General features: G+C 56.1%; 14 protein-coding genes. 11 read left to right on the top strand and 3 right to left on the bottom strand.

Annotated elements, in window-relative coordinates:
* Window positions 1-37 precede the first annotated feature (37 nt).
* From HMPREF9081_RS12620 to HMPREF9081_RS12610, 3 genes are all read right to left on the bottom strand, one after another.
* The gene (locus HMPREF9081_RS12620) at window positions 38-1030 is read right to left on the bottom strand and encodes a hypothetical protein (RefSeq protein ID WP_006307803.1); all 993 of its coding nucleotides are present in this window, start codon (window positions 1028-1030) and stop codon (window positions 38-40) included.
* Window positions 1031-1043: 13 nt separating this feature from the next.
* Window positions 1044-1451 carry a hypothetical protein gene (locus HMPREF9081_RS12615; RefSeq protein ID WP_006307802.1) on the bottom strand — a complete coding sequence of 136 codons (408 nt, stop codon included), beginning with the start codon at window positions 1449-1451 and terminating at the stop codon, window positions 1044-1046.
* 97 nt (window positions 1452-1548) lie between these two features.
* Window positions 1549-1866 (bottom strand): Fic family protein, encoded by a 318-nt coding sequence (locus HMPREF9081_RS12610; protein ID WP_006307801.1) that lies wholly within the window; start codon window positions 1864-1866, stop codon window positions 1549-1551.
* Window positions 1867-1995: 129 nt separating this feature from the next.
* Here HMPREF9081_RS12610 and HMPREF9081_RS12605 point away from each other — a divergent pair, with 129 nt between their 5' ends.
* Genes HMPREF9081_RS12605 through HMPREF9081_RS12555 form a run of 11 tightly spaced genes read left to right on the top strand, consistent with a single transcriptional unit; the run spans window position 1996 to window position 13718 of the window.
* Window positions 1996-3522 (top strand): LPS-assembly protein LptD, encoded by a 1527-nt coding sequence (locus HMPREF9081_RS12605; protein WP_006307800.1) that lies wholly within the window; start codon window positions 1996-1998, stop codon window positions 3520-3522.
* On the top strand, window positions 3516-4508 hold the full coding sequence (locus HMPREF9081_RS12600; RefSeq protein WP_006307799.1) for a bifunctional heptose 7-phosphate kinase/heptose 1-phosphate adenyltransferase: 993 nt from the start codon (window positions 3516-3518) through the stop codon (window positions 4506-4508). The genes HMPREF9081_RS12605 and HMPREF9081_RS12600 overlap by 7 nt, the downstream gene beginning before the upstream one ends.
* 1 nt (window position 4509) lies before the next feature.
* Window positions 4510-4974, top strand: coding sequence for a D-glycero-beta-D-manno-heptose 1-phosphate adenylyltransferase (gene rfaE2 / locus HMPREF9081_RS12595; protein ID WP_040395308.1), 465 nt, complete (start codon window positions 4510-4512; stop codon window positions 4972-4974).
* A 17-nt stretch (window positions 4975-4991) separates the two neighbouring features.
* Window positions 4992-6014, top strand: coding sequence for a lipopolysaccharide heptosyltransferase II (waaF, locus tag HMPREF9081_RS12590; RefSeq protein ID WP_040395307.1), 1023 nt, complete (start codon window positions 4992-4994; stop codon window positions 6012-6014).
* Window positions 6015-6065: 51 nt separating this feature from the next.
* On the top strand, window positions 6066-8096 hold the full coding sequence (locus tag HMPREF9081_RS12585) for an LTA synthase family protein (protein ID WP_154647329.1): 2031 nt from the start codon (window positions 6066-6068) through the stop codon (window positions 8094-8096).
* Window positions 8097-8098: 2 nt separating this feature from the next.
* Complete coding sequence (locus HMPREF9081_RS12580) at window positions 8099-9295, top strand: glycosyltransferase family 9 protein (RefSeq protein WP_040395305.1); 1197 nt, start codon at window positions 8099-8101, stop codon at window positions 9293-9295.
* A 38-nt stretch (window positions 9296-9333) separates the two neighbouring features.
* Window positions 9334-10332 (top strand): D-glycero-beta-D-manno-heptose-7-phosphate kinase, encoded by a 999-nt coding sequence (gene rfaE1 / locus HMPREF9081_RS12575; protein ID WP_040395303.1) that lies wholly within the window; start codon window positions 9334-9336, stop codon window positions 10330-10332.
* The gene (gene rfaD, locus HMPREF9081_RS12570) at window positions 10329-11300 is read left to right on the top strand and encodes an ADP-glyceromanno-heptose 6-epimerase (protein WP_006307793.1); all 972 of its coding nucleotides are present in this window, start codon (window positions 10329-10331) and stop codon (window positions 11298-11300) included. The genes rfaE1 and rfaD overlap by 4 nt, the downstream gene beginning before the upstream one ends.
* The gene (locus HMPREF9081_RS12565) at window positions 11290-11814 is read left to right on the top strand and encodes a D-glycero-alpha-D-manno-heptose-1,7-bisphosphate 7-phosphatase (protein ID WP_006307792.1); all 525 of its coding nucleotides are present in this window, start codon (window positions 11290-11292) and stop codon (window positions 11812-11814) included. Before rfaD ends, HMPREF9081_RS12565 begins: the two co-directional genes overlap by 11 nt.
* Before the next feature lie 3 nt (window positions 11815-11817).
* Window positions 11818-13086: an AAA family ATPase gene (locus HMPREF9081_RS12560; RefSeq protein WP_006307791.1), complete on the top strand. Its 1269-nt coding sequence runs from the start codon at window positions 11818-11820 to the stop codon at window positions 13084-13086.
* Between the two features lie 5 nt (window positions 13087-13091).
* The gene (locus tag HMPREF9081_RS12555; RefSeq protein ID WP_006307790.1) at window positions 13092-13718 is read left to right on the top strand and encodes a hypothetical protein; all 627 of its coding nucleotides are present in this window, start codon (window positions 13092-13094) and stop codon (window positions 13716-13718) included.
* The last annotated feature ends 3 nt before the right edge of the window (window positions 13719-13721 follow it).

Raw genomic sequence — 13721 nt, 5'->3', positions numbered from 1 at the left:
TTTTAAGGATCACGGATCATCCTTTATGCTTATTGCGTTATACTGTGCTGCCGTTGACATTGGTACCGGCGGACGCATGTGCCGCCTCACTTTGGAACGGGGCGGCACTGTCATAGGTGGTCTGCACGCCGTAGACGGTCGTTTCGCTTTGTGTCTGGATGTAGACCTCCGTACCTGCGGGGAGGTCGACGTTCTTGCCGTGCACGAATGCGCCCGCGACAACGCCAAGCGGTCCGAGCACCGCGATGCCGGCGAGCGAGGCGCCCGCCGCCATGGCGAGATGCTGCATCTCCTTCTTTGCCTCCTCGCCCATGAAGGTGGTGACATAGGTGCCGTCAAGCGCCTTTGTGTTCTTGAAGTCGATCTCGACCTGCGCATTGCGCCCGAAGTTCTTTGCCTGCTTTACCTTTGTGACCGTGCCCTCGCCGCGCGAGCCCTTCGTGAAGACAAGGACATCACCGACGAAGACGTCGTCTGCGACCTGATACTCAATTGTATCGCCGACCTTGAGATTCTTTGCATTGACAGGCGTTACGAGGGCAATCTTGACAAGTGTGTTGGCAGGGACGGAAACAGGAGTGACTGGGATCTCCTTCGTGCCGAAGGATGCCATCGAGAGCGCGGAGATGCGCTTTTGGAATGTGCCCTCGGAGGTCTTGCCGAGGAGGGCGACCTCCATCTCACTGACGCGCTCCTGCACGGGGCGCAGACTCGTCTCGTGGTTGATGTTCCACTCGATCGCGTTGAGATTCATGAGGACGGACGGCGCCGTGCTGTTTGTATAGATCTCATCGTAGATGGCATCGATGCGCGCCATCAGGCTGCCCGTACGGTGCTTGCCGTCGTAGTCGCGTTCGAGGCGGTTGATGCGGTCGACGAGTGCACCCGTTTGCTCCTGTCCGTAGGTGTCCTGCTCAATGAGGGCGAGCTTCGTCTGGACGGCGTTGGGCGGCTCTGCTGCGAGCGCTGTGCCAAAGGATGTGAGTGCGAGCACGAAGGTCAGAACGAGTGCGCAGATTTTCTGTCGCATGAATGATCCTCCTCTACTTTGTCGGCTGCTTTTCTTTCAGCAGCTCCTCAATAAAGTCTGCAATGCTTCTGAGCGGGGAAGCCGGCGTATATTTCTGGGGGGCATCCATACCCTTCGAGGTGCGCAGGACTTCCTTTGTATCGTAGACCTCCACCTGCGCGGAAACGAACTGATAGGTTCCCGCCTGTGGGTTGAGGCGCGTACGGTACAGGTAGCGGCGGTTTTCCGCTGCCTTGACGACGGCAACAACGGCGTCGCGCTCCGTATCCGAGACGCGCACGACGCTGGCTGCGTCGACATAGTAGCCCGTGTCATCCTCGGCATCGACGAAGCGCATGTCCTCAGCTGCATGGCCCACATTGAAGCTCGCAAGAAAAACGAGAGCAGCAAGCACAAATCCACCTGCTGTGAAACGCTGCATTGGGGGGTCGCCTCCTTTCCATTCTTTTGTCCGAGTCGCGTCTATTATAGATGAAAAAATTTTTTGCGTCAAATTTAGATTCGATGAGGGGGCTTATTTATGAAAATGCCTCGATACGTTTGCGTTCCTCTGCTTGCAGCTCGGCGGCAAAGGCGAGGAATCCGTTCAAGTTCCCTGTGTTGAGGTAGTTGATGTATTCCTTGCGCCGCTCGACGGGGATCACAATAGGCGTTAGATCGGCGAGGAAGCAGCTATATACCATGAGGGCACGCCCTACACGACCGTTCCCATCGGGGAAGGGGTGAATGTGTTCAAAGGCGATGTGTTGACGGCAAAGAGCGCGTACCCTGTCTGAATCGGATACCGCCGCCGTCATTTGCGCGTCCAGGTTCGCTATCCAATAATTATACAGCATTCAGGAGAAACATGCATGAATGGACGCTCAATGTTTTTTATATTATACTAGTGCAGGGTTTTTTTCAGTATGCTATACTGTAGTATAATAACGCTGGACTGCTTTATATAAAGACTGGAGAACGCGCCGATGACCGATCCTATGAAAATACGCATCCTACTCGCGCTGACTGCTGCCTGTACCGTGCTCCCGACGAACGCGGATGCCGCCTATCGCGGAGATGCGGATACGGGCTTTCAGCATTTGGATTTCATCGAGAATGAGCGGCGGGAGGCGCGTGAGAATTGGCTCACACCGGAGCAAGAGAAACTGCTCGCGGATGTTGCGGAGATGGAAAAGCATCTTCGCCATCCGGTGACAGAGGATGCGCCGTCACCGATCGCGTTCGAGGGCGACGATCTCACCTATGACGAGCGAACGGGCGACTTTGTGGCGAAGGGGCACGTGGATATCGTACAGCTTGCGGCACGGCGCTTTCAGGGGGACTATGTGGAGGGGAACACCGTCTCGGGCGATGTTTCCGTTCCCGACCGCGCGCATATGCTTCAGCTCACGGAGGGCGCGGCGCGCGTGACGCTCGACGGCTATCGCGCTCAGTACAACTATAAGACGCATGAAGGCACGATGGCAGAGGCTGCGGGCAAGGTCGGCGGCTACTATATGACGGGCAAGCGGTTTGAGTTCTATCCGGACAAGATTGTTGTCTACGACGGCACACAGACGAAGTGCTCGGCTGAAAAGCCGGACTATCATCTCAGTGCCGATGTCGCGGAGCTCTATCCCGGAAATCGCATGGTGCTGACGAATGTGAAGTTCTGGCTGAAGAACAAGGTCATCTTTACGAAAAAGCGCTATGAGGTCGACACGGCGAATCCCATACAGCGGAATTTTCCGCGTGCGGGCTATGACAGCGACGACGGGCTCTGGCTGGAGCAGACCTTTGCATATGATGTCGCTCCGCGCGTGACGGCGAGTGCGACGCTCTATGTGACGACGAACAAGGGCTGGCGCAGTCACTATGATCTTGGTTGGAAAAATGGTGCGACGAGTGCTCTTCTCACCTATGGTGTCTTTGAGGACGGCGACAATGCAACCATCAAGAAGCAGCCGTCCCTCATCCTCAGCTATGGGAAACGTCTCGGTAAGACTCCGATCACCTATCGCCTTTACTCCGAGTATGGACGCTGGTATGGCAGCGGCATCCACAGCAATCATTGGCAGTACGGCATTTCGGTTGCGCACGATACGATCCCGTTCCACGGGTTCAAGATTGATCTTGCGGCGGGCTACTCCATCACACGGGAAAGTTATGACCATTCACGCGTGCAGGGGTTCAATACGAGCGCCTATCTTACGAAGGCGTTCAATGACCGCTTTGCGGCGTACATCGGCGGCATTTATACGAAGAACTCGAAGCAGAATTCGCTCTTTGACTTCGATCAGGAGGAGTACTCCAAGGTTTTGCAGACGGGGCTCAGCTATCGCATTGATGAGCGCAATCGCGTCGCGGTGGGAACGAAGTACGCCGTCGATCCGGATCGGTGGACGGATGTGGACTACTATTGGTTCCACGATCTGCACTGTTCGCAGATCATCCTGCGCTACCGTTCCAAGCAGGACGCATGGAAAGTCAAATGGGAGTTCACACCATGGTAAATGCACTCACGCAGATGGCGGATACGCCCGTCCTCGTCATCGGGGATATGGTGGCAGATATCTATCTTGACGGTGCGATCTCGCGTATTTCACGTGAGGCGCCCGTCCTTGTCCTCGAACAGCGGGAGGAGCGCGTTGTCGCGGGCGGTGCGGCGAACGTTGCCAGCAATGCGGCGACGCTTGGCGGCACATCGTATGCCGTGGGGGTCTGCGGTACGGAGCGCAGTGGTGATGCGCTCCTCGCCGTACTGGATGAGAACGGCGTGCATACGGAATCGTTCGTGCGTGCAGAGGCGCATCCGACGATCACCAAGACGCGCATCATTGCGGGCGGGCGCGCGACGGTCAGTCAGCAAATTGTGCGCGTTGACCGCGAGTGGCACACGCCGCTCACCGAGGAAACGGAGGAGAATCTGCTCGCGTGCATCCGGGAGCTTCTGCCGCGTGTGCGGGGCGTTGTGCTCTCGGACTACGGCTCGGGGACGGTGACGGCGCGCGTGCGCCGCATGGTAATCGAGGAAACACGCAGGGCGGGCACCCCAAGCATTGTGGACTCACGCTACGACATCCTCTCCTATGAAGGTGTTGGTTACGTCAAGCAGAACGATGCGGAACTCTCTGCGGCGATTGGGCGTGAGCTGCGCTCCGAGGAGGCAATTCATGCGGCGGGACGTGAACTGCGCGAGCGGCTCGGCGCGGACGGTGTGCTCATCACACGCGGGGATAAGGGGATGACACTATTCCTTGCGGATGGCTCCGCAACGAATATTCCCGTCAGCGACCACAGCGAGATCTTCGATGTATCGGGTGCGGGGGACACCTGTGTCGCCGTTATGATCCTCGCACTCGCGGCGGGCATTGATCCGCTGACGGCGGCGCGTCTCAGCAACATTGCGTCCGGTATTGCCGTGCGCAAACGCGGTACGGCGACGGTGGCGCAGGAGGAACTGCGTGCTGCTGTTGCTGCGTTGGAGGGAGACGTTTGATATGCTGATTCCAAACGAACGGATCGAGGCGTTCGCCGCCGCCTTGCGTGAGGCAGGCGTACGCGTCGTCTTTACGAACGGCTGCTTTGACATCCTCCATGCGGGGCATGTGCGCTATCTTGCAGCGGCGCGGGCACTTGGCGATGTGCTCATCCTCGGGCTCAACAGTGATGCGTCCGTGCGCCGCCTCAAGGGGGAGATGCGCCCCGTCAATACGGCGGAGGATCGCGCGGAGGTCGTCGGCGCGCTGAAGTCCGTGGACTATGTTGTAATCTTTGGTGAGGACACGGCAGAGAATCTGATCGCGAAGGTGCGTCCCGCCGTCTACGCAAAGGGCGGCGACTATACGCGCGAGACGCTGCCCGAGGCGCGCATCGTGGAGAGTTACGGCGGTGAGGTTGCGTTTATCCCGCTTGTCGCGGGCAAGTCCACGACGGGGATCATCGAGCGGGCAGGGCGGAAATAGTGAAAGGAGGGCAGGGCATGAAGAATATCATCGTCATCAAGCTGAGTGCGATTGGCGACGTGATTCATGCCCTGCCCGTTTCGTATGCCATCAAGGAGCAGTTTCCGGAGACGCATCTGACGTGGGTTGTCGAGCAGGCTGCGTATGCGATTCTCGAAGACAATCCCTACATCGACGAGCTCATTCTGTTTGAGAAGGCAAAGTTCCGCAGTGTCCGCGGCTTTCTGCGTGAGATCGGGCCGTTTCGCCGACGTCTGCGCAGGCGCCGCTATGATGCCTCGCTCGATCTGCAGGGGCTCTTTAAGTCGGCGGCGATTGCATGGAATGCGGGGGCAAAGCTGCGCATCGGTACGGCGAATATGCGCGAGGGTGCGGATCTCGTGAGCCGCCCCGTGCGTGGAGCGCACGCCGAGGGGCATATTGTCGAGCGCTATCTCGATGTCGCACGGACACTCGGCTGTGCGGTGAACGAGGTGCGCTTCCCCGTCGCCGTTTCCGAACGTGACGCAGCGGCGGCGGAAACGCTGCTCGCACGCGAGGGGGTGCAGACGGGACGCAAATTTGTCGCCTTTGCCATTGGCGCGAACTGGCCGAACAAGCGCTGGCCGGTGGAGCGTTTCGCAGCGCTCGCCGACCGTCTCTATCGCGCACACTACATTCCCGTGCTTGTCGGCGGCGGTCGCCTCGATGAGACGCTTGCACAGGACATCATGTGCGCGAGTGAGATCCCGCCCGTGAACCTCGTCGGGCGCACGAATCTAAAGCAGCTCGCGCACATCTTTTCGCGTGCCGCGCTCGTCCTCGGCGGTGATACGGGACCCGTCCACCTCGCGGCAGGGCTTCGCGTGCCGACGGTGATGCTCATGGGACCGACGGACGCGAACCGCAACGGTCCCTATGGTCAGCTTGAAAATGCCATCGAGGTCGACCGTCCCTGCCGCGGCTGCTGGAAGCGCGTCTGCCCGAAGGGGCTCGACTGCCTCGCGGCAATTACCGTAGATGAGGTTGTGGCGAAGATGCGCCCTCTTCTTTCACGGTGAAGCGGACGGTAGCAATTTATGGAATCATGAGGAAGGAAAGGAGCGCAGCAAGTGCGCATAGAGCGATATGACAGACGGCAGACGGGGCGATTGGCGGTGTTCTGCGATGCGGCGCAGCGTGATCTGAAGCTGTTTGCGTTCATCTTGCTGACACTCTGCGTCTATCGTGCCTATTTCATGTTCTATATGTCGGGCTATATGATGCCATCGACGGGCGTGGCGGATATCGTGCTTGCGCTCGTCACGGGACTCAGACTCTCGCTCAAGACGGCGGGGGCGATTGCCCTGCCCGCATTTGTTTTCTGCTCACTGCCGCTTCTGATCGCTCCACGCCTTTCGAGCATACTTTTGCGTCTGCGACTCGTTTGGGGATCTCTTGCGGTGTTCGCCTTTGCCGTGCTCTTTCAAGCGCGATTCCCGTTCTATCGGCAGTATCAGACGGGATTCCACCTGCAGGTAGCGGCAGGGATGAACGATGACATCCCCACGATCTTTTCGATGCTCGTACAGGAATACGGCTTTGTCTGGCGGTTTGCTCTTGCACTCCTGCTGACGGCGGTTTCGATTTATCTCCTGCACAAGCTCCTGTGCGTGCGCGGGACCTATCCGCTTCCTGCGCTCCGTTCGCGTACGCAGAGCGTAGGTTTTTCGCTTTGTTTTCTGCTGATCTTCGCCGTGCTGTTCGTCTTTGTGCGCTTTGGCGGGAGCTTTACCTATGCGCATGGTGTCAACTGGGAGAATGCAGGTGTGACGGGGGATGCGTTCCTCAATGAATGCATTCTGGACGACGGGCAGGCGCTCTATCGTGTGCATTCCATGCGGAAGAGACTAAAAAGCGGGGATGTCGTAGGGGTGGAGAAGGAGAATGTGCGTGCACTTGCCCGTGCGGCGGCGGGACATGGCGACCTCACATCGGATACGCTGACGCCCTATCTGACGCGCACGGCACAGGGGGCGCGCATTCCGCAGCCGCGCCACATCTTCATTGTCCTTGGCGAGACGTACGCGCAGTGGCCGATGCTTGAGAAGTATGCCGCTCTGCATGCTGCCGATGGGATCAAGGCACTGACGGCAGAGCCGAATGCCTACTACTCGCGTCGCTTCATGCCGAACGGAGACTTTACCTCCATTGCGATCACGGGACTCGTGACGGGGCTGTCCGAGGTGACCCGCCATGTGAACTACGAGCCGCGCAGCCTGCGCGAGGTCTATCCGACGGCGATGGCACCGCAGTTCAAGCGCCTCGGCTATGCGGTGGATTTCTGGTACGGCGGCGTGCCGTCATGGGAGGGAATGGACCGTTTTTCCCGTGCGCAGGGCTTTGATCACTTCTACGGCTATCCGGATTTTCATGCGGAAAAGGTAAATGCGTGGGGGACGTCGGATGCACAGCTCTTTGCGGCACTTGGTCAGCATCTCGCCGAGGAACCGCCTACGGTACATCTCATCATGACCGTGTCGAACCATCCACCCTACGACATCGACGTTGCTGCGGAGGGCTTTGATCTCGAAAATGCGCGCGCACAGGCTGCGAAGATTCCGAATGTGGACGATCCCGATCAGCTTGCACTCGAACTCGGACACTATTACTATATGGACAAGATCGTGACGAATTTCGTGCATGAGACGCTGGCGAAGTATCCGGACAGCCTCTTCGTTCTTACGGGCGATCATGCCGTGCGCATGAATCCGTCGCGCACGCCGACGATGTACGAGTTCCAGAGCGTTCCGTTCGTCCTCTGCGGGCAGGGTGTCACGCCCGGTATTCTGCCGTCCGATGTCGTGGGCGGACATACGAACATCGTGCCGACGCTGATCGAGCTGATCGCACCTGCCGGGTTTTCCTACGTATCCATTGCCCCACCCTTGACGGAGAACAATATGGGCGCGGCGTTCAACCGCGACTACTTCCTCACGCGGGATGTCATGGGGGAGGTCGGCGGAACGCGTACGGAACTCCTGCCCGGCGCGGTCACGGGCGATGAGACGGCAGCCCGTGACCTCTTGAAGGAGCGCATGGCGATCCTGCGGACACTCTCATGGCAGCTCATCGAACACGGCGATACGCTGGAGGGACAGTGATTTTGTACCAAAATATTCTCGTCATCAACCTCATGCATCTCGGTGATCTTATGCTCGTGACACCCGTGCTGCGCACACTGCGGCACAACTATCCCGCAGCGCGCATCACACTCCTCGCGGATCGGATCCTCGCGGACATTGTGCAGGAGAATAAGCACATCGATGCGTGTCTGCTGATCGACAAGAAGGGGCGTGACAGAAGTTTCCTCGGCATCCTGCGTTTTGCCCATCGCCTGCGCAAACAGCGCTACGATCTCGTCGTCAATCTGCATCGCAACGAGCGCTCTTCTGCGCTCGCGGCACTCAGCGGCGGAAAGAAAATCGTCGGCTATGCAAAGCCCGGCTTCTCGTTCTTCTTCGATCACGTCAGCCCCGACCAACACCCGATTATGCACGAGGTTCACTCACACTATGCGGCGCTGCGTGCGGCGGACGTGATCGGGGAGGTCGATGACGCAGGCCTTGAGATGTGGCTGCCGCCCGCCGCCGAGGCGGAGGCGGCGCGGCTCTGGGCGGAGCATTTCGCGCCGGAGGACAAGGTGATTGCGCTCAACATCGGCGCGAGCTGGCGGACGAAGCGGTGGATGGATGCGTATTTTGCGGAGGTGGCAGACTACTACCTCGTGCGCGGGTACCATATCGCTGTTATGGGCGGTCCGATGGACGTGGAGATTGTCAACACATGCCGCGCACAGATGAAGGAAAAGGACCATCCGCGCCTGCACATTTTCACGGGGAAGGTCAGCCTCGGTGTCCTCGCGGGCCTTCTGCGCCGCTGCATCCTCTTCATCACGACGGACTCGGGGCCGATGCACGTCGGCGTTGCGATGAATGTGCCTGTTCTCTGCATGTTCGGCGCATCCCCCATCCCCGGCTTCTACCCATACGATGCAAAGAGTATTTCCGTCCGTGCACCCGTGCCGTGCCATCCCTGCCGCATTCACGAATGCCCTCTTGCGGGTGAGGAATATATGAAGTGTATGAAGCGGATGCCGCCCGAACTCATATTGAAATACGCAGATCAAATGCTTGCAGAGAACGGGGAGCAGCCCGCCTGCGAGCTTGTGCGTCCGATGGATTTCGAAACGCGTGTGGTGGAGCAGGTGGATGGGGCGTTTGGACTTGCTCCAAAGGGGGCGGCGGGACGCTTTGTTCGGCCCGTCCTGCCCACAGGGATCAAAGCCCACGGATTTGACTGATTGTTTGTTTTTTGATGGTTACAGATAGGAGCGTTCTCATGGATATGGCAAAAATCCGCGAAACGGTCGCGGAGAAGAGTGTGCGCAGCAACATCCTCGTCGTCGGCGATGTGATGCTGGATAAATACTACTCCGGTGAGGTCACGCGCATCTCGCCCGAGGCGCCTGTGCCGATCACGCATGTGACAGGCACGCGTGAAACCCTCGGTGGTGCGGCGAACGTCGCGCACAACCTTGCGCTCCTTGGGACGAATGTCAGCATTGCGGGCTATGTCGGCGATGACGCACACTGCAAGAGCCTGCTGGAAAAATTTGTGGCGCGCGGCATCGACTATGCGGGGCTCGTCCGTACGGAACGTCCGACGACCACGAAGATCCGCATCATCGGTGGGCATCAGCAGATGCTCCGTCTCGACTTCGAGGATGCGAGCCCGATTGACGGTGACTATGCCGAGCGGTATCTTGCCTACATCGATCAGAAGCTCAATGAGAGCATGGACTGTGTCATCATCTCCGACTATGGCAAGGGCGCCTGCACGGAGTATGCCTGTCAGCATATCATTCGTGCGGCGCACGACCACGGTGTGCCCGTCATCGTTGACCCAAAGGGAGCACAGTGGGCGAAGTACAAAGAAGTAGACTATATTACACCGAACATCAAGGAGATCAACGAGATCCTATTGGAGCCGATCACGAACAACGATTTTGATGTGGAGAAGGCGGCGCGCTATGCCATGCGCAAATTCCACCTGCGCAACGTCGTTCTCACGCGCTCCTCAAAGGGGCTTTCGCTGATTCACGGTGAGGAGGTTGTCCACATTTCGACACGTGCACAGGAGGTGTTCGATGTCTCGGGTGCGGGCGATACGGTGATCGCCGTGTTCGGGCTTGCGCTTGCGGGCGGACTGAGACCGGCAGATGGGGCATATCTTGCAAATCTCGCGGCGAGCGTCGTTGTATCCAAGCTCGGAACATATGCGGTCAACCGCGAGGAACTTCTTCAGGTGCTCGACCGTCAGGAAGGAGCGGATCTATGATTATCGTTACCGGCGGCGCCGGATTCATCGGCAGTAACCTTGTTCATGCGCTCAATGAGCGCGGGCACAAGGACATCCTCATCGTCGACGATCTGAAGGACGGCGAGAACTACAAGAATCTGCGCGGGCTGCATTTCATCGACTACCAGCAGAAGGACGACTTTCTCCACCTCATCGAGGAGGGGGACTTCGACGGCACGGATATCGACGCGATTTTTCATGAGGGCGCATGCTCGGACACGATGGAGTACGATGTCAACTACATGATGAAGGTCAACTACTCCTACTCCAAGGCGCTCCTGCACTTTGCAATGGGGGCGCGCATCCCGTTTTTCTATGCCTCCTCTGCGTCGACCTACGGCGGTGGAAAGAACGGCTTCACCGAGGGTGGGAAATGTGAGGACGCGCTCAACCCTTACGCATTTTCGAAGCTCGCATTTGATCGCTATGTGCGGCAGGTGATTCCCGAGGCGCGCAGTCCCATTGTCGGACTGAAATACTTCAATGTCTACGGACCGCAGGAGCATCACAAGGGAAAGATGGCGTCCATCTTCTATCAGCTCTATCATCAGATCATGGAGATGGGTGAGGCACGTCTCTTCCGCGGGACGGAGGGCATCGTGGACGGTGAGCAGCGCCGCGACTTCGTCTATGTCGGCGATGTTGTGCGCGTGAATCTCCACTTCTTCGAGCATGGTGGCGAGAGCGGTGTCTACAACTGCGGTACGGGCGTCGCACACAGCTACAACGAGGCGGCAAACGCCGTCATTGCCGCGCTCGGCAAGGGCAAGATCGTCTACCGCGACTTCCCGGAGGTCTTGCGCGGCAAGTATCAGAACTATACGCAGGCAGATACAACAGCACTTCTCGCGGCGGGCTACGACGGCGGCTTTACCCCGATGGAGGAGGCGGTCAGGGAGTACTGTGACTTCCTGAAGGCGGGCGGATACTTCTCCTATGGCGAATAAGGCGATCTTCTTCGACCGCGACGGCACGCTCAACGAGGATGTGGACTATCTCTACGAGCCGGAAAAATTCATCTGGGTGGAGGGCGCGGTTGCGGCGATCCGCTGGGCGAACGCACACGGCTACATCGTCGTCGTCGTCACGAATCAGAGCGGCATTGCACGCGGCTATTACGACGAAGCCGCCGTGCTGCGTCTGCACGACTGGATGAATGCACAGCTTACAAAGCACGGCGCACACATCGACGCGTTCTATTACTGTCCCCACCATCCGGAGGCGGAAATCCCCGCCTACAGGAAGCCTTGTGACTGCCGCAAGCCCGCACCGGGCATGATCTTGCGCGCCATCCGAGAGCATGATATCGACCCCGCTGCCTCGTACCTCTTTGGCGATGGCGCGCGCGATATCGAAGCCGCTGAGAGTGCGGGTGTGCGAGGCGTACGCTACACGGGCGGGAGTCTGCTCGACTGCGTGCAGGCGGCGGTGGAATCTCCTAGATACAATGAATGGATATAACAAATGAAACTAGTACTGAAGAATTTTGCAAAAATTAAAGAAGCGGAGATTCACTTTGATGGATTGACTGTCATTGCCGGAAACAACAATACGGGGAAAAGTACGATTGGCAAAGTTCTGTTTACATTGTTTCACGCTCTCAGAAATATGCCGCAGCAGGTGCTGGAGGAAAGAAAAAATGTGATAAGAGACTTTTTCTCTGTTCTTTTAAGGCGTGACAGTGAACGTTTTCAGTTGCTCCGAATGATGGAAATGGAGGGGATGCCGAAGCTTTTTCATGGTCTTGACACCAATGTGAAATCAGTGCAGTCTTGGTATGAACACCTCCTGCATAATATTGAAGAGGAACTGCATATTGATCTGTTAGAGGAGGAAAAGCAGGATCTCCGGTTTAAGATTGAAGATTCATTGGAACCCTCTGATAGCGAAATCGAGAAATCTCTTGTCGGAAATGCGTTTTCTAGAATATTTGCAGGGCAAATCAACTCTGTCTATGATGATGTAGAGGCAGAGATATCGTTGTATGTTCAAGGAAAATCGAAGAATGTGATGTTCCACAGGAATGAATGCAAAGCATATCGAAGTGAAATCGAATTGCTTGAAGATGCCATTTACGTGGACGATCCTTTTTTGATTGACAAGTGTTTTCAGATGAGACTCGCAGTTCTTGGGATAGAAAATAATCCTCTCAGAGAAGGGCTGCTTAAATATCTGGAGACAGATGAGCGTCCCGGAGTGATTGAGGGACTTGAGATAAAAAGAAAAATGGCTGAAATATTTTCCATGTTTCAGCGGATTGTACCCGGCAATCTGACGCGTAATCGGCGGCGTTTTGTTTTGGAGACGGAAGGGCAAGATCAGCCTCTTAACGTAGAAAACTGGTCAGCAGGAATGAAATCCTTTGCCATATTGAAGCGTCTGCTTGAAAATGGTACGCTTCATGAAAAAGGTGTGCTTATTCTGGATGAGCCGGAGGTTCATCTCCATCCTGAATGGCAGCTACGTTATGCAGAGATTCTTGTCCTGCTCCAGAAAGAGTTCAATCTGACCGTACTCATTACAACGCATAGTCCTTTTTTTCTCGATGCAATCGAGTTATACGCATGTAAGTATGGAGTTGCAGAAAAGTCACACTACTATCTGTCTAAAAATGATGGTAAGAGAGTGTCGTTCATTGATGTTTCTGGTGAACTCGATCAAATCTATGAGAAGATGTCTGCACCTGTACAGATATTGGAAAATCTACGCGCAGAACTTCGCATGAGGTCTTGAATCCTATGGGGATAATGCCTTTACATTTTCAAAGTTGTTGCAAAACGCTTCATGACATTTCATTCGATTCGGCTAAAAAAGCATATATGTGCGAGAGCTCGATTAAGGTCTTTGATTTTGACGGACTGAAGGATTGGTATGTTGAGAACTGCGCTCTGCAGTTGACACAAACCCCCTGCTCCAATGATGCCTTATGGCTGGACGAAGATCATATTGTATTCATTGAGTTCAAGAATGGGAAAATAGGAGCTCCTGAAAATAATGAGATTATTTTTAAGCTATATGATAGCTTGCTCTTGATTTTTGATGATAAATTTGATCTTTCGTGGTATCGTTCGGACTTTAAGCAGAATATTTCTTATACGCGAAAGTATATGGACTATATTCTGGTTTATAATAAACAAAAGTACGATGAAAGATGTCCTACTCCGCAAACGAGAAAAGGATTAGAGCGGCAAAACGTTCAAGAGTCATTGCATCGAACGATGATTTATAAGGCAGCCAGAGGCTGGGCAAATAGACGTATTGTCCTCTTCGGATTGGATCGATTCAAGGGCTATCTGTTTCGTCAGGTGCATACACTGAATCAGGTGGAGTTCGAAGATTATTTGAAAGAACAAGGTGTTGTATAGGGG

The organism is Centipeda periodontii DSM 2778, assembly GCF_000213975.1.
In the GTDB taxonomy this organism is placed as follows: domain Bacteria; phylum Bacillota; class Negativicutes; order Selenomonadales; family Selenomonadaceae; genus Centipeda; species Centipeda periodontii.
Note: the sequence above shows the minus strand (reverse complement) of the source record. Positions and strands in the feature narration are given on the sequence as shown.